At 62.4% G+C, this 18,787-nt stretch carries 18 protein-coding genes; 12 read left to right on the top strand and 6 right to left on the bottom strand.

The window, feature by feature from the left end; all coding sequences use genetic code 11:
• Window positions 1-48 precede the first annotated feature (48 nt).
• The 3 genes from LJ655_RS02050 to LJ655_RS02040 are packed head-to-tail and all read left to right on the top strand — an operon-like array spanning window position 49 to window position 3,196.
• The gene (locus LJ655_RS02050) at window positions 49-1,302 is read left to right on the top strand and encodes an ABC transporter substrate-binding protein (protein WP_230559589.1); all 1,254 of its coding nucleotides are present in this window, start codon (window positions 49-51) and stop codon (window positions 1,300-1,302) included.
• Between the two features lie 57 nt (window positions 1,303-1,359).
• Window positions 1,360-2,334 carry a carbohydrate ABC transporter permease gene (locus LJ655_RS02045; RefSeq protein ID WP_230559588.1) on the top strand — a complete coding sequence of 325 codons (975 nt, stop codon included), beginning with the start codon at window positions 1,360-1,362 and terminating at the stop codon, window positions 2,332-2,334.
• Between the two features lie 10 nt (window positions 2,335-2,344).
• Complete coding sequence (locus tag LJ655_RS02040) at window positions 2,345-3,196, top strand: carbohydrate ABC transporter permease (protein ID WP_230559587.1); 852 nt, start codon at window positions 2,345-2,347, stop codon at window positions 3,194-3,196.
• Between the two features lie 193 nt (window positions 3,197-3,389).
• Here the strand turns inward: LJ655_RS02040 and LJ655_RS02035 are convergent, their stop codons facing one another.
• On the bottom strand, window positions 3,390-5,564 hold the full coding sequence (locus tag LJ655_RS02035; RefSeq protein WP_230559586.1) for a hypothetical protein: 2,175 nt from the start codon (window positions 5,562-5,564) through the stop codon (window positions 3,390-3,392).
• Between the two features lie 798 nt (window positions 5,565-6,362).
• On the opposite strand from LJ655_RS02035, the gene LJ655_RS02030 reads away from it, so the two are divergent.
• The 4 genes from LJ655_RS02030 to LJ655_RS02015 all read left to right on the top strand — a co-directional run bounded on the left by LJ655_RS02030 (window position 6,363) and on the right by LJ655_RS02015 (window position 8,771).
• The gene (locus LJ655_RS02030; protein ID WP_230559585.1) at window positions 6,363-6,695 is read left to right on the top strand and encodes a DUF2322 family protein; all 333 of its coding nucleotides are present in this window, start codon (window positions 6,363-6,365) and stop codon (window positions 6,693-6,695) included.
• A 249-nt stretch (window positions 6,696-6,944) separates the two neighbouring features.
• The gene (locus LJ655_RS02025) at window positions 6,945-7,235 is read left to right on the top strand and encodes a hypothetical protein (protein WP_230559584.1); all 291 of its coding nucleotides are present in this window, start codon (window positions 6,945-6,947) and stop codon (window positions 7,233-7,235) included.
• A gap of 267 nt (window positions 7,236-7,502) precedes the next feature.
• Window positions 7,503-7,730 carry a hypothetical protein gene (locus LJ655_RS02020; RefSeq protein WP_008917240.1) on the top strand — a complete coding sequence of 76 codons (228 nt, stop codon included), beginning with the start codon at window positions 7,503-7,505 and terminating at the stop codon, window positions 7,728-7,730.
• Between the two features lie 168 nt (window positions 7,731-7,898).
• Window positions 7,899-8,771, top strand: a complete 873-nt coding sequence (locus tag LJ655_RS02015) for a sterol desaturase family protein (RefSeq protein ID WP_230559583.1) — start codon at window positions 7,899-7,901, stop codon at window positions 8,769-8,771.
• Here the strand turns inward: LJ655_RS02015 and LJ655_RS02010 are convergent, their stop codons facing one another.
• Together LJ655_RS02010 and LJ655_RS02005 are read right to left on the bottom strand one after the other, a co-directional pair.
• Window positions 8,772-9,917 carry an MFS transporter gene (locus tag LJ655_RS02010; RefSeq protein WP_230559582.1) on the bottom strand — a complete coding sequence of 382 codons (1,146 nt, stop codon included), beginning with the start codon at window positions 9,915-9,917 and terminating at the stop codon, window positions 8,772-8,774.
• Window positions 9,914-10,708 carry a DeoR/GlpR family DNA-binding transcription regulator gene (locus LJ655_RS02005; protein WP_230559581.1) on the bottom strand — a complete coding sequence of 265 codons (795 nt, stop codon included), beginning with the start codon at window positions 10,706-10,708 and terminating at the stop codon, window positions 9,914-9,916. The genes LJ655_RS02010 and LJ655_RS02005 overlap by 4 nt, the downstream gene beginning before the upstream one ends.
• 163 nt (window positions 10,709-10,871) lie before the next feature.
• On the opposite strand from LJ655_RS02005, the gene LJ655_RS02000 reads away from it, so the two are divergent.
• Both LJ655_RS02000 and LJ655_RS01995 read left to right on the top strand, forming a co-directional pair.
• Entirely contained in the window at window positions 10,872-11,012 is a 141-nt protein-coding gene (locus LJ655_RS02000; RefSeq protein ID WP_230559580.1) for a hypothetical protein, read from the top strand.
• On the top strand, window positions 11,009-13,144 hold the full coding sequence (locus LJ655_RS01995) for a tetratricopeptide repeat protein (RefSeq protein WP_230559579.1): 2,136 nt from the start codon (window positions 11,009-11,011) through the stop codon (window positions 13,142-13,144). Before LJ655_RS02000 ends, LJ655_RS01995 begins: the two co-directional genes overlap by 4 nt.
• Here LJ655_RS01995 and LJ655_RS01990 read toward each other — a convergent pair.
• From LJ655_RS01990 to LJ655_RS01980, 3 genes are all read right to left on the bottom strand, one after another.
• Entirely contained in the window at window positions 13,139-13,735 is a 597-nt protein-coding gene (locus tag LJ655_RS01990; protein ID WP_230559578.1) for a putative pterin-binding protein, read from the bottom strand. The two genes, LJ655_RS01995 and LJ655_RS01990, sit on opposite strands and share 6 nt — an antisense overlap.
• Window positions 13,736-13,980: 245 nt before the next feature.
• Entirely contained in the window at window positions 13,981-15,288 is a 1,308-nt protein-coding gene (locus LJ655_RS01985) for a LysR family transcriptional regulator (protein WP_230559577.1), read from the bottom strand.
• Window positions 15,285-15,986, bottom strand: coding sequence for a GntR family transcriptional regulator (locus tag LJ655_RS01980; protein WP_230559576.1), 702 nt, complete (start codon window positions 15,984-15,986; stop codon window positions 15,285-15,287). Before LJ655_RS01980 ends, LJ655_RS01985 begins: the two co-directional genes overlap by 4 nt.
• A 390-nt stretch (window positions 15,987-16,376) precedes the next feature.
• Here LJ655_RS01980 and LJ655_RS01975 point away from each other — a divergent pair, with 390 nt between their 5' ends.
• The 3 genes from LJ655_RS01975 (at window position 16,377) to LJ655_RS01965 (ending at window position 18,766) form a co-directional block, all read left to right on the top strand.
• Window positions 16,377-17,219: a gallate dioxygenase gene (locus LJ655_RS01975; protein ID WP_230559575.1), complete on the top strand. Its 843-nt coding sequence runs from the start codon at window positions 16,377-16,379 to the stop codon at window positions 17,217-17,219.
• Entirely contained in the window at window positions 17,219-17,578 is a 360-nt protein-coding gene (locus LJ655_RS01970) for a protocatechuate 3,4-dioxygenase (RefSeq protein WP_230559574.1), read from the top strand. Before LJ655_RS01975 ends, LJ655_RS01970 begins: the two co-directional genes overlap by 1 nt.
• Before the next feature lie 195 nt (window positions 17,579-17,773).
• Complete coding sequence (locus tag LJ655_RS01965) at window positions 17,774-18,766, top strand: bifunctional helix-turn-helix transcriptional regulator/GNAT family N-acetyltransferase (protein ID WP_230559812.1); 993 nt, start codon at window positions 17,774-17,776, stop codon at window positions 18,764-18,766.
• The last annotated feature ends 21 nt before the right edge of the window (window positions 18,767-18,787 follow it).

The raw sequence follows: 18,787 nt of genomic DNA, 5'->3' as shown, positions 1-18,787 counted from the left end.
CAGAAGCGACAACGTCGCAAAAACCTTGGAATAAAGGAGACAGTCAGAATGAAACTGAAACCACGCAAGATTCTGCTGGCGCTCGCGCTGGCCGCGGCCGCGGCGGGGAGCTCCGTCGTCAGCACCGCACAGGCGGGCACGCTCGCGCTGAACATCGCGTACAAGGGCGCGAGCCAGCGCGCGGTCTGGCAGCAGGTGATCGACGAGTTCAAGAAGGCGCATCCCGATATCGACGTGAAGGTGTCGTTCATCGACGAGGAGGCCTACAAGGTTCAGTTGCCGGGCTGGCTTTCGACTGTCGCCCCGGATATCGTCAACTGGCACGACGGCGAACGGATGGCGTATTACGCGCAGCGCGGCCTGTTCGACGATCAGACCGGCGACTGGAAGAAGAACGGTTGGAACGACATGTATGCGTCGACCAAGGAAGCATCGTCGTACAAGGGCAAGCAGTATGCCGCGCCGACCGTGTACTACTCGTGGGGGATGTTCTATCGCAAGGATCTGTTCGAGAAGGCCGGCATCAAGGGCGAGCCGAAAACATGGGACGAGTTTCTCGATGCCGCCAAAAAGCTCAAGGCCGCCGGCATCACGCCGATCGCGGTGGCCGGGCGCGACGCCTGGACGCTCGCTGGCTGGTTCGATTATCTCGATCTGCGCCTGAACGGCAACGCGTTCCATCAGAAGTTGATGGCCGGCGAGATTCCGTACACCGATCCGCGCGTGAAGAAGGTCTATACGACGTGGAAGCAGTTGATCGACGACGGCTACTTCATCAACAATTCGCTGTCCTACGATCTCGACGCGGTGCAGCCGTTCCTGTTCCAGGGCAAGGCCGCCATGATGCTGATGGGTACGTTCATCGCGGCCGGTTTCCCGGACAACGTGAAGCCGCAGATGGGCTACTTCCAGTTCCCGATCATCGACCCGAAGGTGCCGACCGCCGAAGACGGGCCGGTCGAATCGCTGCATATTCCGTCGAAGGCGAAGAACAAGACCGATGCGCACACGTTCCTCGCATTCGTCGAGACGCCTGAGATCGGAGCGCAACTCGCAAAGGGACTCGGCTCCTTGTCGGCGAACAGCAAATCGCCGGAGCCCGAAGATCCGATTTCGAAGATCGGTTTCCAGATCCTGTCGAATACGAAGGGCGGTATCGCCCAATTCTACGATCGCGACATGACGAAGGAAATGGCTGACGAAGGGATGAAGGGCATGCAGCAGTTCATCTCCGATCCGTCGAAGCTCGACGACATCCTCGCGCAGCTCGAGCAGACGCGTCAGCGTATCTACAAGAAGTGAGCGGCGGCGGCCGCGAGGCCGCTGTCCGATGCATCAGATTGGATCGGGAGATTGATCGTGTCGCATTCCGTCAGCCGTCATAGCGTCGGCGCTCCTGTTGAAACCGGCGGGCCGGGCTTGCCGGCGTCCGGCGGCGCGCTGGGCGGCGCATCAGCGGCGCCGCGCCGGCGCGGGCCGTCGCCGACCGCGCGGCGGCAGCGCCGCGCCGCGTTCCTGTTTCTCGCGCCGGCCTGTTTCATGGTGGCCGTGTACGTCGTGTGGCCGATCCTCTCGACGATCCGCCTGAGCTTCTTCAACTGGGATGGGATGACCGAGCCGACCTTCGTCGGCCTCGCCAACTATATCGAGCTGGTCCATACGCCGACCTTCTATACGGCGCTGAAGAACAACCTGATCTGGCTCGTGCTGTTTCTGTTCGCGCCGCCGATGGGCCTCGCGGTCGCGCTGTATCTGAACCAGGCGGTGGCGGGCATCCGCATCGTCAAATCGCTGTTCTTCGCGCCGTTCGTGTTATCGGGTGTCGTGGTCGGGCTGATCTTTTCCTGGTTCTACGATCCGACCTTCGGCCTGCTCGCGATGATGCTCGGCCACGGCGTGCCGGTGCTCGGCGATCCGCGCTACGCGACGTTCGGCATCGTGTTCGCGGCACTGTGGCCGCAAACCGCGTACTGCATGATTCTTTATCTGACCGGCTTGACCACGTTGAACGCGGAGCAGATCGAAGCCGCACGAATGGAAGGGGCGCACGGCTGGTCGATGCTGTGGCATGTGATCCTGCCGCAATTGCGGCCCACGACGTTCATGGCGATCGTCGTGACGATCATCGGCGCGCTGCGCAGCTTCGATCTGATCTCGGTGATGACGGGCGGCGGTCCGTTCGAAAGCTCGACGGTGCTCGCCTATTTCATGTACGACCAGGCGATCAAGTACTACCGCATCGGCTATTCCGCGGCGATCGCGGTGGTGCTGTTCGGCATCATGCTCGTCTACATCGTCTATCACCTGCGGCGGATGCTGCGCGCCGAGCAATAAGGAGCCGCTGATGTTTCCGATTCCGATCGACAAATGGAAGCCGGCCACGCGCCGCGCGTACAAAGTGACGTTGCCGATTGCACTCGTGATCTGGCTGCTGCCGATGATCGCAGTGCTGGTCACGTCGGTGCGTTCAACCGAAGAACTGAGCGAGGGCAACTACTGGGGATGGCCGAAGCACTTCGCGTTCTTCGAGAACTATCGCGAGGCCTTGACCACGTCGCCGATGCTGCATTACTTCTGGAATAGCGTGCTGATCACGTTGCCGGCGGTAGCGGCTTCGATTGCCCTCGCGGCGATGGCAGGCTTTGCGTTGGCAATCTATCGTTTTCGCGGTAATTCGACGCTGTTCGCCACTTTCGTCGCGGGCAATTTCGTTCCGATCCAGGTGCTGATGATTCCGGTGCGCGACCTGTCGCTGCAACTCGGGTTGTTCAATACCGTGAGTGCGCTGATTCTGTTTCATGTGTCGTTCCAGACCGGTTTCTGTGCGCTGTTTCTGCGCAACTTCATCAAGCAGTTGCCGTTCGAACTGGTGGAGGCGGCGCGCATCGAAGGGGCGAACGAGTGGACCGTGTTCTTCAGGATCGTGCTGCCGCTCATTCGTCCCGCGCTCGCGGCGTTGGCGATCCTCGTGTTTACGTTCGTCTGGAACGACTATTTCTGGGCTTTGTGCTTGACGCAAGGCGACGACGCCGCGCCGATCACCGTTGGCGTAGCGGCGCTGAAAGGGCAGTGGACGACCGCGTGGAATCTCGTTTCGGCGGGATCGATTCTGGCGGCGCTGCCGTCGGTCGTGATGTTCTTTGCGATGCAGAAGCACTTTGTCGCGGGCCTGACGTTTGGCGCGACGAAGGGGTGATGCTGTTCATCGCGGCATTCAACGCTGCACTTGCGCTATCGAGCGGATCCGTCGCGTCGATGCAGCATTGTTCCGATGCTGCAATGCCTTAACAAGGCAACTTCTCCTACTGGGTATGGCCGTTATCTCCATCAGCCTGCAAGTGACGCCTTCCTCTCTCTGAAAGGAGGGAGGAAGGCGGTTTGCCGCTCGTTCAGGCTGGATCAGCGTACTTCAGCGTCCACGTCAGCTTACGGCTGGCGCCGCCCGTCAACGCGAACGGGTTGGTCGTGCAAGCGAAGTTGGAGTGCAACTGTCCGATCGGCGTGGTCGACAATGGGTTCGTCGCACCGTTGACCGTATCGAACTGCGACAGCGCGCAACTATCGAAACCCATCACGGCGTAGTCCGTCGCGGGGCTATTCCTGTAGCTGACCGAGTAGCCGTCACCATTCGCCGTCGTGTTCTGGAAGTCCGCGAACGACGTGTAGTCCGTTTCCACAGCGAGATTACCCGTCAACGTTCCCGAGCTCAGCGTATCGGTGCGCGTTATCGTGCCCTTGCCGAACGTCATCACCGTATGCAGCTGCAGGTCAAGATCCGTCGTGTACAAGGCGTTCTTGGCCGCTTGTCTGAACTTCGTGGTGTCGAACGTGACGACCACCTGACCATTGGTTTCCTGCACGTTCAGATTCTTGTAGTACGTGACCGGAAGATAGGTGCTGCCGTTGTACGTGACCTGCGGAATCAGCAGCGCGTAGCTGAGGTCCGTCGTGCCGTACGCGAGATTGTCCGAAAAAGGCGTCGGATAGTACGGCGTGTACGAGTTGTAGTCGGGCGCCTGACTCAGGTTCAGGTTGATCACGCGCTTGCCGTCGCGCACGGTGATGAGCGCGGCGCTATACGGATGCGCGGTATCGGTCGGCTGGTTGTACCAGGTCAGCGAGTAGTGCGGAATCGCGTCGAGGTAGGCCTGCATGTCGGTATCGGACAGCGGCGCCTTGCCGTTGAAGCCGAGCTTGTCCCACCACGCGTTCACGTACATGTACTGATGCAGCAAACTGAAATTTTCGCCCATCACGCGCGGCTTGCCGCGATACGAGTCGGTGCCGCGCCCCTTGACCCACATGTTGACGGACGGCGTCGGCAGCGTCGGGTCGTACCAGAAGTTGCTGAACCGCAGCGCCGACTTGTAGATGTACGTATAGGCAACCTTCATTTCCTGATCGGTCAGGATACCGGCATTGGCCGCGGCGGTCAGCACTTCCATGAAGGCCGAATCGCCGTACGGGCCGATCGAGCGGCCATAGTTGAAGCCCTGGCCGTTGGTATTGAGCTGCGGAAGGATCAGGTTGACCGAATTGCGAAGATACGATTTCAGTTCCGGCGTCAGGTTCGCCTGGTTGCCCATTTCCAGGGTGCGCTCGGTCACTTCGCCGATCAGCAGCGTGCTGTAACGGTCATATCGCGCCTGGTCGTAATAGGTCGTGTGGGTGTTCGACGCTTCGTCGGAAAAGCCGCCCGACGAATCGTTGCGAATGTGCTTCGTGAGTGTGTACAGCAGCGCGTCGCGCGCGTTCATCGTGGCCACGGTCGCGTCTGTGGTCGACGAGAACGTCGGATTGCTCCAGCCGAGCTTCTGCCGCAGCCCGGCGATGCCATACGATACCGCGTAGTAGTTCTGCGCGGTATTGAGCGACGCGACGTCGATCGGAGTGCCGGCGGCGGGGCAGGTGTTGGTCTTGCCGCTGGCATCCGCGCCGAACATATCGCAGAAGTTCAGGCGTGATTGCAGCGTCTGCAGCATCGAGTCGCTGAATACCTCGTTGAGCATGCCGTGCGACTGGAAGTTGTTGAGCGCCACCAGGTAGTAGTACTCGCCCCAGGACGTATTCGCATACGTGTAATTGGAGCCGGTCATCTGCGTCATCATCGCGGTGGTGATTTTCTGGTAGGTCGCCAGATAATCGGCGTAGGCCGGATCGCCTTTCGTTTTCATGTCGATCAGGATCCACGACAGGCCGAGCGCGAGCTTGCCGGGCAGGAATTTGTCACCGGTGTTCGTATCGAGCACGTGGACCGGGTTGCCGTCGCCGAGATCCATCACGACCTGGGTGAAGTCCGACGATTTTCTGATCAGATCGAACAGCGCCCGCATTTGCCCCATCATCGTGATCGGAACGCCGGCGCCCGCCGGCACGCTGGTGTCGGCGGCGCCATAGACGACTCCATGCAGCGAAATAGCGCCGTTTTTCGACGGATCGGGCGTGCTCGTGGACGCGGTCGACGAGGGTGAATCGTTATTCACACCGCCGCCACAGGCGCTGAATAACAGCGCCGTGGCAACGCTGAGGGCAAGACCAAGCGTAGTTTTTTTGGTGGAAAGCATTTCGTCTCCTGATTTTAATTGAATGGTGTTGTGATCAACTTTTTCGATATGGATTGGTTATGGGTTTATCTCCTTTAATGGATTAATGAGCCAGGTCATCCGGTTGTCCGCAAAAGCTGCAAAGCCTCGACTACACATCAGTCGTCGTATAACATAATGGTCGACAAAACGATCCGCAGCGGGAAATGACTGCTCTCGTCGCTCGTGGCACTCTGGCCTGCTACCGCGTGTGGACTGGCTGTCTCCTCAATCGAGTGTCACTGCGACGCAGCGAAACGATTACAACCACTCGCCATCTGTGTTACATCAATATTCTGTAAGACGTAGGAGATCATATCTCAAAGCAGATTGCAAGCGGGTGAGACGGCGGCGAGCGGAGATGGCATCAGCCTGTAGTGCGGAGAACCGGGATATTCCATCGGGTGATCCGCTTTCAGATATTTATTGAAGTGCGATTTAAGGTCTGATTGGTTGTGGATTATCGAGCCAATTAATTTCTGGAAATGTAGTTAGGTAACCAAAGCATTGGCTCGTCGCGAAGTTGATCCATCGCTTTCGCCTCTCTGCTGTCTTCCTTCGAAAGCGATTACACGGAAGGCCGTTTCGTGGTCCCGGAGTCGCTCCAGTCAAACGTTTTCTCTGTCCTGAAGAGGCGATTGCCCGCGTGGAAAATTGCCAGGCAATCCTAGTGAGTTGGCGCGTGCGCCGGACCGTTGAGCGCGCCGATTCGCACGCTTACCACCCATCGGATAAGATACGGGCCGCCATGTATTTTTTAGAACGGAAGGAGTGGTTTCAATGATCGAGCCGAGCAACGTTTTTAAGGAAAATCTCGCCAGAATGCCGGCGATCGACGGCATCGAGCGCATCGATCTCGTCAACGGCAGCGGTGCTGTGGTCGCGAGCATCGAGAACAAGCCGGGCAAGCAGGGCTCGCTCGCGGTGTACAACTACCTGCGCGGCGAGTTCGGCACGCTCGGCGCGAAGGCGGCCGAACACGGCCTTGCGTTGTTCGCCGAGCATACGGCCGACGCGCGCAACCGTCCGGGCGCGCATCCGAACGTCGACCATCTGCTGGCGATTGCCGCCGGTGCCGAGGCATTGCGCATCGAGGTCGTACCGGCGGCTTAAGGCCGCGCAAGGTCTTGTCCCGTTCCTGCAGGTTAGACGTTTTCCTGCCTCTGCCGCGAATCCCGCCGCACCCCGCGACCGGATTTGCGGTTCCACTACCGCTGACTGCTCCGTACAAACCCCTGGTTTTGCCGAAGTCCTCGGATTGGCTTCGGATTCGGCTTCTGTTCGACAATTTGAAACGCATGGGCCCGGCGCACACTGAGTTCGTCCCATCGCGCATATCGCGCCTTCCGTCAGGAGCCCCGGATGTCTTCCCGTCACAACAAACCCCGCCGGTTCGACGCCGGCCAGCCGCAACCCAACACTTCGGAATGGGACCAGCCGGCACCGGGTCCGCAAGACGATGCGATGCGCAAACTGCAACGCGGTTCCGAAGCCATCCTGCGTCTCGCCACCGAGGCACACGCGGCCGTCGCTCGTAGCGACGCAGCGGGCGCGCAAGCCGCGCGCCAATCGATCGAGACGGAGCTGACCTTCACCATCGGTCTGATCGACGAACTGCTGTTCGGTGCACCCGAGCAGTCCACGCTGCATTGACAGACCTTGACCTATAGTCCCAACGTTCCGGAAACTGACGTGAGCACTTTGACGATCGTTCTTTGCATTTGGGCCATGGTCGCGTTTTGCGCGGTCCTGTTTATCCGCGGGGCGAGTCCGCGCGTCGAGCGTAAGGCGCAACACCCGCGCGTTCGTCCGTCACGTTATTCGATTGCGGAGTAACGACGCGGAACCAACGGGGTAACATGAGTAGCATCGGTGCCAGGGCCGGCCTGTACCGACGATGTTCCCACCGGAGGTTCTCGTATGGACACACATTCGATTCTCGGCATGCTGCATGCCGAAGAGGCATTGCTCGTTTCCATCGTGCGGTCACTGCCTGAGGACATCAAGCGCAGGATCGCCAACGACTTTCACGAACAGGCGCAACTCGCCGAAAGCTCGCATCTGGATCCGACCACGAACCGCGAAACAAGCGACGCATTCAAGGCCCACGTCCGGCGTCTGTCGAACATGCTTGCTTCGTTGTCTTAACCAAGGCAGCGTTCGCGCGGCTGCGTCGAATTCCCCCGAACCGTGCCCGCGCTTGCCGGCCGTCTGACTTCGCGCCAGTTTCGCTGCAAAAAGGGCGCTTGCGCGCCGGCCAACGGACTGCGAAGATCACGCTAGACGCGGTACGCATTCGCCGCACCAGGATATTCCATGTTGGCGTCGAGCCCGTTTCCCGCCTTGCTGCACCACGCGAGCCTGTGGCTGCGAGGCTATGCGCTCGTGCTGGTCATGATGGGGCTCGGCGCATTGCTCGAACGCCACTGGCCGGCCGCATTGCTGCAGTCGCGCGCGGGACAGCGTTTGAATATCGCGTATGCGGGTCTGTACCTGGCGCTCGTGGAGGCCACCAAGCCGCTTACCGCGGCCGCGAGCGTCGCAATCGTGAACGCACTCGGCGGCGGGATGGTGGTGCTGGTATCGCGCGGGTGGGGCGCGCTCGCTTCGTTCGTGATCGTGCTGCTGACGATCGATTTCCTCGAATACGCGTTTCATCGGTTACAGCACTCCTGGCCTATCTTGTGGAAGCTGCATTCGCTGCACCACAGCGCGGTGGATTTCAACGTGACGATCACGCTGCGGCATCACTGGCTGGAAGTGCTGATCAAGGGCTCCCTGCTGTACCCCCTCGTCGGCGTGATGTTCAAGGTGGAGCCGTGGATCGTCGGTGCGACCTCGGTCGTGTTCATGTTCGGCAACTACTTCGCACATCTGAACCTGCGCGTGGACCTCGGCCGCTACGTCACGTGGGTCATCAATCCGCAGTATCACCGTCTGCATCACTCGATTCGCGCCGAGCACTTCAATCACAACTTCACGCAGCTATTGCCGATGTGGGATCACGTATTCGGCACGCGCTGGGTGCCCGCCAAACACGAATGGCCCGCCACCGGTCTCGATGACGGCGCGCAACCGCGTTCGCTGCTCGGCGCGCTCAGTTGGCCATTCGGGCGGCACCCGGGACGCGATGCGGTGCCCGCCCGTAAGCCGGTTGCTGTCCTCGACAAGCAAGCGAAATCGCGCTGACTACGCGAGTTGTGCGCTACGCACCGCTTTGCCGCCCAGCAGCGACACGGTGAGCGTGGCCATCACGAGCACGCACAACGCCGCGCGCAAGCCCAGCACGCCCGCACCGAAGCCGATCAGCGGCGGCCCAACCAGAAAGCCCGCATAGCCGAACGTGGCCGCCATCGATACGCCGATCGCGGGCGTGGCGCTCGAGCGGCCCGCTGCGCTGAAAATCACCGGAACGATATTCGCGAGACCGATGCCGACCATCGCGAAGCCGACGCACGCGGTCAGCACCGTGGGCAGGGTCAGCACAAGTGCAAGTCCGGCGAGTGCGATCAGACCGCCGAGCGCGACGACCTTGCTCGAACCGAAACGTCTCACCGACGCATCGCCGGCGATCCGGCAGGCCGCCATCGAAAACGCGAACGCGGAGTAACCAATCGCGGCGACGCTCGCTTCCTGGTTCAAGGTGGAGCGCAGGTACACCGCGCTCCAGTCGGCCACCGCGCCTTCGACGAGCATGCACAGAAAGGCGAGCATCGCCAGTTTCATCACGCTGCTGTCGGGCCACGCGAAGCCGCTCGACGCGACCGCCGTGCGCGGACCGATATCGCGCAACGCAAACGAGGCCGCGAAAACAATCAGGATGGCGATGAACACATCGGGTGCGAGCAGGCCGCCCACTACGCCGACGCCAGCCTTCTGCAACAGCGCGCCGCTCGCCGCGCCAAGCAGACCGCCCGCACTCCACGCGGCATGAAACGACGACATGATCGGCGCGCGCCAGCGCGTTTCGATCGCACTCGCGTGCCCGTTCATCGACACGTCGAGCGCACCGTTGGACGCGCCGAGCGCAAACAGCACCACGCATAAGGTGAGCATGCCGGGCGCAATGGCGGGCAACGGCAGCGCGATCGCAAATGCCGCGCCGAGCAGCGCGGTGGCGCGGCCGCTGCCCACGCGCGGCGCGAGCTGTCCCGCGAGCGGCATCGCGACGATGGCGCCGAGCGCGAAGCAGAACAGCGCAATGCCCAGCGAGGTGTCGCTGAGCGAAAGGCTTTCCTTGATACGCGGCACCTCGACTGCCCATGCGCCGATGCCGAAACCGTTGGCGAGAAAAACGGCAAGCGTCGCGACACGTTCTCTGACGAGCGGGTTCATGGGCGGGCCGCCATCACGTTGTCGCAGACGCTCTCGAGGCTCGCGACGCGCGCAGCCGGCACGTCCGCTTCGACGAACAGATAATCGACCGCCGACGCAGGGGCTACCGAAAACGGCGCCGCTGTCATCAGTTTCTCAGAGGTCAGCGCGATGGCGATCTGGCCGCTCGCTTTGACCATCGCTCGCTTCAGTGCCGCATCCTCTGCGTCGAACGCGGCCACCCCTTCGTCGGGTTCGAATGCGCAGGCGCCGAGAAAACAGAGGTCCGCGCGGATCTGCTGGATCTGCAGCAGCGCGGTCGCGCCGAGCGAACCGGCTGCACCAGGCGCGATGCGGCCGCCGACCAGTATCACGTCGAACCCCGGCCGCTCCAGCAGGCGAGTGCAGGCCTCGGGCGAGTTGGTGACGACGGTCAGCCCGGCGTTCTCGGGCAGCGCCGCCGCAATCGCGACGTTGGTCGAACCGGCGTCGAGCAGCACGATCTGCTTTGGACGAACGATCGAGACGGCCGCCGCGGCAAGGCGCGCCTTGCGATCGACGGCTTCGTGCATGCGAAGCGCCGCCGGTTTACCGGCGGGCGACATCAGCAGCGCACCGCCGTACACGCGTTTGCAGTGGCCCTGATCCGCGAGATCGCGCAGATGGCGGCGCACCGTGTGCTCAGAGGTTTGCAGCTCGGCGGCAAGCTCGGCCGCGAGCACGCGGCCATGCGTGCGCAACCGCTCCAGAATCAATGCCTCGCGCTGCTCGGGCAGCAGCCCGTTGATCGCTTCTTCTCGCGTTCGCTGCATGATTCCGCCTCCGTTTCCGGGTGAAACGATCATAAACGAGCAAAATGTATGGTAAACGATCGTCGGGCGCAAGCAGCCCGATGCGGCTCGCCCTGACTCGCGCTCGCCGGTCGAAAACCGTTCATTCGTCTTGACGGGCAGAGCGGCGGATCAGGCGGTAAAAATGCGCTTTTTTCAGGGCTTTGAGGCCGAAGCGGATCACTTATGCTGTGCAATCGCGGCAGGTGCCGGTACTGAAACGAAAGCGCAACAGCAGCGCACCCACGGCGCGACCATGCCGCTGAAACATCGCCACGACTCATGACATTCACGCAGACGCCTGCCGCTCCGATTGCCAACATCAACCAGAGGGCCGTGTCGTTATGTTCGGCGGGACAGTTCGCCGACGCCTTGCCGCTCGTCATGCCGCTGCTCGAAGATTCCACCCTGCCCGACGATGAGCGGGCCGATGCCTTGAAGATCGCCGGCGCGTGTTCGTTCGCGCTGTGCCGCTGGGCGGACGCGGAGCACTTCTGGCGTCAGTGCCTGTATCTGAAGCCCGATTGCGCGGACGTCTACTCGAATCTCGGCGCACTCTTCATATCGCTTGGCCGCCTGTCGGCCGCGAAATCGACGTATCGGCAACTGCTGTCGCTGCGCCCGCTCGACGCGAACGCGCATCTTCAACTCGGCAACGTGCTGTACGGGCTCGGCCATCGCGCCGAGGCGGAGGCGGCGTATCGCCAGGCGGTGACGATTCGTCCCGATTGCGCCGAAGCGCATCACAACCACGGCATCGTGTTGCGGGAGCTGCAACGCCCGCAGGAAGCGGAAGTGGCTTATCGTCATGCGCTGCGCGGCTTGCATGGCCGCGCCGAACTGCACAACAACCTCGGCATTGTGTTGATGGATCTCGGGCGTCTCGCGGAAGCGGACGCCGCCTATCGGCAGGCCCTGACGCTCAAGCCGCAATATCCTGAAGCGCTCAACAATCTTGGCGGTGTGCTGAAGGCGACCCAGCGATTCGCTGAAGCAGAACTGGCCTGCCGGCTCGCGCTGGCTATCCAGCCCGAGTACGCGGAAGCGCACCTCAATCTCGGCGCGGTGCTCTTCGATCTCGGTCGGGTGAGCGAAGCCGAGGCAGCGTACCGTGAAGCGCTCGTGCATCGGGCGGACTACGCTGAAGCGTATTACAACCTCGGCGTGGCGCTATTCAAGCAGGAGCGCTTTGCGCAAGCCGAGCAGGCTTACCGCGATGCAATTCGCTGTCAGCCGGGGCTTGCGCGTGCCCACAACAATCTCGGTTGCGTGCTGCGTTTGCTCGAGCGCCTTCCGGAAGCGCTCGACGCGTTCCGCGAGGCGCTCGCGGTGTTGCCGAACCTCGCCGAGGCGCATGCGAACATTGCCAGTGCGCTGACGCAACTGAGGCGCTTTGCCGAGGCCGAAAACGCGTATCGGCGCGCGGTGGCTTTGAAGCCCGAATATGGCGAGGCGCGTTTCGGTCTCGCCGTGTTGCTGCTCGGCCTCGGCCGTTTCGAGGAGGGCTGGCCGCTTTACGAGTGCCGCTATGAACAGCCCAATTTCATCCATCGAAAGACGCGGGAAATGCTCAATTGTCCGCAATGGTCGGGTGAGCCGCTCGCCGGCAAGTCCGTGCTGGTGTGGCAGGAGGACGGTCTCGGCGACATGCTGCAATTCGGCCGCTATATTCCGTCGCTGAAGGCGCTCGGGGCGGCCCATATCGCGTTTGCGTGCGCGCCGGCATTGCATCGGCTGATCGCGGGCGTTGACGGCGTCGATGCGGTGCTCGAGCATCATGGCGCGCTCGCGCAGATCGCGAAGTACGACTGCTGGACCAGTCTGCTGAGCGTGCCGCTCCATCTGCGCACGACAGCCGATTCGATTCCTCGTCCGGCGCGTTTGCGCATCGATCCCGCGCTCGCCGAATACTGGCGGCCTGTGCTCGACTCGTTGCCGCCCGGCCGCCGAATCGGTCTGGTCTGGAAGGGCAATCCGAAGCACCATAACGACGCGAATCGCTCGATACCGTCGCTCGCCACGCTCGCGCCGCTATGGGGCGTGCCGGGCCTCAACTTCGTCAGCTTGCAGAAGGGGCAGGGCGAGGACGAAGCGCGCAATCCGCCGCTCGCGCAGCCGCTGCTCGATCTCGGCACGCGCGTGGGCGACTTCGCGGACAGTGCGGCGATCGTCGCGCAACTCGCTCTGGTGATCTGCGTCGATACGTCGATCGCGCATCTGGCCGCGTCGCTCGGCAAGCCGTGCTGGGTGATGCTACCCGAAAGAGACGTCGATTGGCGCTGGATGCATGAGCGCGACGATTCGCCGTGGTATCCGCACACGCTGCGTCTGTTCCGGCGCGAACGGGGCGAGGATTGGGCGAGCTCGGTCGAGCGCGTGCGGCAGGCGTGCGTCGAAAGATTCGGCGGCGCGCTATGACGCCTGCGTGAGTTGCATGTGATACAGGCCCCACGGCGACAATTCGAAGCGCTGCTTCAGCGGCTTGGCCGCGAGCTCGGGAATCTGGTCCGCGTCGAAGATCGCCCATAGCGGCCCCACGCCGCCGAGCGGCAGCGGTTTGCCGTCCATCTGCGTCGCGACGATGAAGCGATACTCACGTACCTTGTCGAGCGTCGTCATCACCGCATAGCCATCGACCGCATGCATGACGATTTGCGTGTCGCCGCCTTCGGGCGCGCCGACATGCGCGAGCACGTCGGTGAGCAGCGGTCCGCTGAACGCATGCAGGTGCGAGTCGTATTCGACGGTCGGATGGATCGTCACGGTCTTCATGCTCGCGAGCAATGCCAGGTCGACGCCATACGCTTGCGAAAACTTGACTTGATGTTTCGCGAGCAACTGATCGAAAGCCGGATCGAGCGCACCGCGATTGCTGTGCTTGATCGCGCCGGAAATCGTCAGGACAACTGGAGATGCAGCGCATTCGGCATGCTCGCGCTTCGCGCCGAATGCGGGCGCGGCTGCCGCGCCCAGCACCGCGGCGCTGGTCAGGAACTGGCGTTTGTTCATCGAATTGGCTCCGGGCGTCGTTGAGGCGTGGCCTGGCAGGGCTCGCCCGCCCTCTATTGTCGGAGAATTGTCGTGGCAGGTGATATCGCGATGCTTCATTTGCGCGTCAATCGCTATGCTTTTTTCACATGTGCTGCGCGCCGAAGCGGGCGGAATACCCGGTTCGGCGCTGGGCGCGAAGGGCGTGCAGGTATCGATGTTCGAGCTGCGGCGGAAATCGTTAGCGAACCAGGCACGCGCGGCGTTCAGGCCGCGCCAAGGCTGACCGTGCGCGTCACATCGACGACCGACAGCCGGATCGCGTCGATCAACGCGCGTGCGGCCGGCGACGGCGTGCCCGCTGCACGCATCGTCAGGCCGATGTCGCGCCGGGTGTTGTGCAGCGGTACGTCGAGCACTACCAGTTGCCCCGATTGAATCTCGTGATGCAACTGCTGCGCCGACAATGCCGCCACCATGTCGGTGCCGAGCAGCAGGCCGCGAATCACCGCGAGGTCGGCGGTCTCGACGGTCGGCAGCGGCGGCTTGACCTTCAGCCGCTTGAATTGCGCCTCGAACAGCCCACGCGCCGGTGCATTGCTGCGCGGCAGAATCCACTGCGCGTCACGCAGACGCATGATGCTCAGATTGCGCGCGCGGGTCAGCGGGTGATCGCGGCGCACCAGTACGACCATGTCTTCCGACATCAGCCGTTCGTTTTTCAGGCCGCTGGTCGCGTCGTTGTCGCGCAGCGCGCCGAGTATGAAGTCGATGTCGCCCGCACGCAGACTGGCCACGAGCGTTTCGTACGCGCTTTCGTCGGTGACCACGCGCACGCCCGGATTCTCCGAGGTCATCCGCGCGATCGCCTTCGGCAAAATCAGCGTGCGTCCGAGCGGCAATGCACCGACCGTGACCGAACCTTGAATCTTGCCGTGCAAGGCGGCGATATCGTCGGGGATATGCCGCAGTTCGTTCAGCGCGCGGCGTACGTGCAGCAGGAACGTTTCGCCCTCGGCCGTCAGCAGGATTCCGCGCGGGCTGCGATGGAACAGGCTCAGACCCGAGCCGCTTTCGAGCACGCGAATCGCGGTGCTCACCGCAGGCTGACTAATGCCGAAGGTCTTCGCCGCGCTTGGCATGTGGCGATGCCGCGCGAGCGCCGCAAACAGTTGCAGCCGCCGCGTGTTGAGCAGATAGGCGGGCAACGCGCCTTCCGCGACGGCCCGGCGACGGGTTTGTCGCGCGGCGCACCATTGCGCGAGCTCTTCGAGTTCCGCGAAGATCCGTTCGCAGCGATGCAGCACCGCGCGGCCGACAGGCGTCGGCAGCATGCCCGAAGGACCGCGATCGAACAGCGGTATGTCGAGCCCCAACTCGAGTTCCTGCACGGAGCGCGTGACGGCCGACTGCGCGCGAAACAGCGCGGCCGCCGCGCGCGTCGCGCTGCCCAGCTCGGCGACGAGCCGGAATGCGCGCAGTTGCGCGAGATTGAGCAAGTCCTTGCTGGTCGCCGACAGCGGCGCTTTCGCGGCTGCCAGGGTGCTTTCGGCGGAAAGAGTGTCGTTGCTCATGCCGCGCCCGCGATCAGGTGCAACGACGGCAGCGACAGATTCAGACTTTCCTTCGAGATATGCGTGTGCTCCTTCATCAACGCTTCGACGCGCGCGCCTTCGCCTTTTTTGAGGGCGTCGACGATCGCATGATGCTGGCGATGTGCGTACATCAGCATCATGAATTGACGCTCGCGCGCGGATTCGTCGAATGCGATCGTGAATGGCGATACGAATGGCACCTTGTCGTTCAGACTGAGCGCGGCCGTGACCGCCTGGTTTTGCGCCGCGTCGACGATCAGCGCGTGGAAGCGGCCGTTCATCTGCGCGTAACGCACGTCGTCGCCAGGCCGCAGACGCTTTTGCCCGAAGATCTCGTCGCCTTCGCGCAGGCAATCGTCGAGCGCGGCGGCGAGCGCGGGGCTCACGCCGCTTTCGGCGACCGTGCGGGCGGCGAGTCCTTCGAGCACGCCGCGCACGTCGATCGCGTTGAGGACGTCGCGCACGCTGAAGCGGCGCACGATGTAGCCGCGCGTGCCGCAACGATCGAGCAGGCCTTCCGACGACAGTACGCTCAACGCGTAACGCAGCGGGGTGCGCGATACGCCGAGCCATTGCGCGAGCTGCGCTTCGACGAGCCGCTGACCGGGCGACAGTTCGCCCGAGAGGATCTGTTCGCGAAGTGTCTGGACAATCGCTTGCTGGGTCGTCTCGTTCATCGTTTCGTCACTCGTCGGAAGCATCGGAGTATAGCCACGCGTGTTGCCTCGATCCAAGCCTCGTAAAAGGGCGTTGCGAGTTGTTTTCTGGCCCATCTGTTTTATTTATCGAACGTTGAGCCGTGAGAGCACGGCCGAAGGCTTGCCGCGCGGGCTTGGGATACCGAGAAAGCCCGTCGCGGCATGGGTCGCGGCGCGCTTCGCCGGCTCGCTCAGCCCCAGATTACCGGGGATCTTACGATCAATCCAGCGCCGCCTGAGGTATACCCGTACTACTCGATTGACGGCACGCTTCTTATCTTTGTATCCCAAGACGGTCGGGTTGACCAACGCGGTGAATCCGGCCACCTATCCGATTGGCAGCAACACGAAGTAACGGAAGAGCACGAAATGGCAAGGATCATTGGTGGTATCGGCACGTCGCATGTGCCCACGATCGGCTTGGCGTACGACAAGGGCAAGCAGAACGAGCCCGCATGGGCGCCGCTGTTCAAGGGCTATGAACCGGTGGCGAAGTGGCTGGCCGAGCAGAAGCCCGACGTGATGGTGATGTTCTACAACGACCACGCGAACAGCTTTTTCTTCGACTGCTACCCCACATTTGCGCTCGGCGTGTCGCCCAACCACGAATTCGCCGATGAAGGCGCGGGCAAGCGCCCGCTGCCGGACATCGCCGGCCATCCTGATCTCGCGATTCATATCGTCGAGCAATTGGTCAACGACGAGTTCGATCTGACCGTCTTTCAGGACCGCCCGCTCGATCACGGCGTCAATTCGCCGCTGTCGCTGATGCTGCCGCATCAGGGCGGCTGGCCGCTGTCGCTGGTGCCGCTCGAAGTCAACGTGCTGCAGTATCCGCTGCCGACCGCGAATCGCTGTTACCGGCTCGGCCAGGCGCTGCGTCGCGCGATCGAATCGTTCGAGCAGGATCTGAAGGTCGTGGTGGTCGGCACGGGCGGGCTCTCGCACCAGGTGCACGGCGAGCGCAGTGGTTTCAACAATACCGAATGGGACATGGAATTCCTCGACCTGATCGTCAACGATCCCGAGCGCCTTGCCGCGATGAAGCACGTCGACTACGTGCGCCTCGGCGGCGCGGAAAGCGTCGAGACGATCATGTGGCTCGCGATGCGCGGCGCGCTCGGCAAGAAGGTCCGCGAACTGCATCGCAATTACTATCTCGCGACCAGTACCGCAATGGCCGTGACGATCTACGAAGAAGAGGTGGCGTAATGAATCCGCAACTGATTGGCGTCGAAGAACTGACCGGCACATATCCGTTCGATATTCGCCAGAGCATGAAGGCGATGCGCCTGAACCGCTTTTTCTGGCAGATGCGCGAAGCGCCGGCGCGTGCGCTGTGGCTCGAAAACCGCACCGCTTCTTACGATGCGGCCGGGCTCACGCCGCAAGAGCGCACGCTGGTCGACAACACGGACTGGATCGGCATGATCCGTTACGGGGTGTCTTTCTTCGTGCTGGAGAAGTTCGCGCGCGTCGTGAAGATCACGAATCTCGGCGTGTACGCGAGCATGCGCGGCGAAACCCTCGAGGAGTTTCTGAAGACCCGGAAGGTGCCTGAGGCGGTTTAACGGCCGGCCGGAACGCACGCGCGAAGCGGCACCGTCCGTGGGGCTGGTTCGATGTGTAGTCCACTGAGAGGAGACCACGGGTGGCTCGCATTTAAACATGGCGCGGAGGCGATTCTCGGCCACAACTCTGTCCTTGCTTAAGTTGCGACCCGCAACTATATTGATTGCGCATCGCAACTGATGAGCGAGCCCATCATGGACCTGATCGACGCCCCCGCCAAGTCCCGCGAAGCGACCATTCTCGAGCTGCGCGAATTTTCCCGCCGGCTGGTTCGCGAACTCGGCTTCATGCGCACGACGATCGCCGACAGCGATCTGGCGCCCTCGGCGGTGCATGCGGTGCTCGAAATCGGCATGTCACCGGGCATCAGCGCGAAAGAGCTCGCGACCATCCTGCGGCTCGACAAATCGAATACGAGCCGGCAGGTCGCGAAGCTCGAAGCGAGCGGACTCGTCGAGCGCGCCGTCAGCCTCGACGATGCCCGTGCTTCCGAGTTGTATCTGACGGCCGAAGGGCAGAAGCTGCGCAAAAAGATCGACCGGTTCGCGACCGATCGCGTGTCCAACGCGCTGCGGCGCATGGTTCCCGCCGACCAGCAGGCGCTGGTCCGTTCTCTCGCGCTGTATGCGGACGCTCTCGCGCACGGTGACGTCAGCAAGATTGCCGCGCCGCAAGCCGGACCCGGGGAAATCGTGGAGGGCTATCAACCTGGCTGCATCGGCGACATCACGAGTTTGCATGGGCGCTATTACGCCGAGCACTGGGGCTTCGGCGCATTCTTCGAAAAGAAGGTCGCGACGGAACTGGCCGCGTTCGCAGGCGCATTGCCGGCCGAAGGGAACGGGCTTTGGCTCTACGTGGAAAACGGTCGCACGCTTGGTTCTGTCGTCATCGACGGCGATGACGAAACGGGCGTCGCGCATTTGCGCTGGTTCATCGTCGACGATTCTTTGCGTGGCTCCGGAATGGGACGGCAATTGCTGTCGCAAGCCATGCGCTTCGTCGACGAGCGGTTCAACGAAACCTATCTGTGGACTTTCAAGGGGCTCGACGCTGCGCGCCATCTATACGAGTCATTCGGCTTTCGGCTGAGCGAAGAATCGGAAGGCGCGCAATGGGGAACGCGCGTCGTCGAGCAGCGCTTTGACCGGCCTTCAGCCAGGAAAGGCGGTGGCGCGCCTGCATGATCGGCTGAGAGGAAACTCGGT

The organism is Paraburkholderia translucens (assembly GCF_020881035.1).
GTDB lineage: Bacteria > Pseudomonadota > Gammaproteobacteria > Burkholderiales > Burkholderiaceae > Paraburkholderia > Paraburkholderia translucens.
The sequence above is the reverse complement of the archived record's forward strand: the minus strand, read 5'-3'. Positions and strand labels throughout refer to the sequence as shown.

Excerpts from the sequence above, each read along its gene's own strand:
- LJ655_RS02025 (WP_230559584.1), top strand. The coding sequence starts at position 6,945 with ATGTCTTCCCGTCACAACAAACCCCGCCGGTTCGACGCCGGCCAGCCG.
- LJ655_RS02000 (WP_230559580.1), top strand. The coding sequence starts at position 10,872 with ATGCGCTTTTTTCAGGGCTTTGAGGCCGAAGCGGATCACTTATGCTGT.
- LJ655_RS01985 (WP_230559577.1), bottom strand. The coding sequence starts at position 15,288 with ATGAGCAACGACACTCTTTCCGCCGAAAGCACCCTGGCAGCCGCGAAA.
- LJ655_RS02035 (WP_230559586.1), bottom strand. The coding sequence starts at position 5,564 with ATGCTTTCCACCAAAAAAACTACGCTTGGTCTTGCCCTCAGCGTTGCC.
- LJ655_RS01975 (WP_230559575.1), top strand. The coding sequence starts at position 16,377 with ATGGCAAGGATCATTGGTGGTATCGGCACGTCGCATGTGCCCACGATC.
- LJ655_RS02015 (WP_230559583.1), top strand. The coding sequence starts at position 7,899 with ATGTTGGCGTCGAGCCCGTTTCCCGCCTTGCTGCACCACGCGAGCCTG.
- LJ655_RS02010 (WP_230559582.1), bottom strand. The coding sequence starts at position 9,917 with ATGAACCCGCTCGTCAGAGAACGTGTCGCGACGCTTGCCGTTTTTCTC.
- LJ655_RS02005 (WP_230559581.1), bottom strand. The coding sequence starts at position 10,708 with ATGCAGCGAACGCGAGAAGAAGCGATCAACGGGCTGCTGCCCGAGCAG.
- LJ655_RS01990 (WP_230559578.1), bottom strand. The coding sequence starts at position 13,735 with ATGAACAAACGCCAGTTCCTGACCAGCGCCGCGGTGCTGGGCGCGGCA.
- LJ655_RS02030 (WP_230559585.1), top strand. The coding sequence starts at position 6,363 with ATGATCGAGCCGAGCAACGTTTTTAAGGAAAATCTCGCCAGAATGCCG.
- LJ655_RS01980 (WP_230559576.1), bottom strand. The coding sequence starts at position 15,986 with ATGAACGAGACGACCCAGCAAGCGATTGTCCAGACACTTCGCGAACAG.
- LJ655_RS01995 (WP_230559579.1), top strand. The coding sequence starts at position 11,009 with ATGACATTCACGCAGACGCCTGCCGCTCCGATTGCCAACATCAACCAG.
- LJ655_RS02020 (WP_008917240.1), top strand. The coding sequence starts at position 7,503 with ATGGACACACATTCGATTCTCGGCATGCTGCATGCCGAAGAGGCATTG.
- LJ655_RS02050 (WP_230559589.1), top strand. The coding sequence starts at position 49 with ATGAAACTGAAACCACGCAAGATTCTGCTGGCGCTCGCGCTGGCCGCG.
- LJ655_RS01970 (WP_230559574.1), top strand. The coding sequence starts at position 17,219 with ATGAATCCGCAACTGATTGGCGTCGAAGAACTGACCGGCACATATCCG.
- LJ655_RS01965 (WP_230559812.1), top strand. The coding sequence starts at position 17,774 with ATGGACCTGATCGACGCCCCCGCCAAGTCCCGCGAAGCGACCATTCTC.
- LJ655_RS02040 (WP_230559587.1), top strand. The coding sequence starts at position 2,345 with ATGTTTCCGATTCCGATCGACAAATGGAAGCCGGCCACGCGCCGCGCG.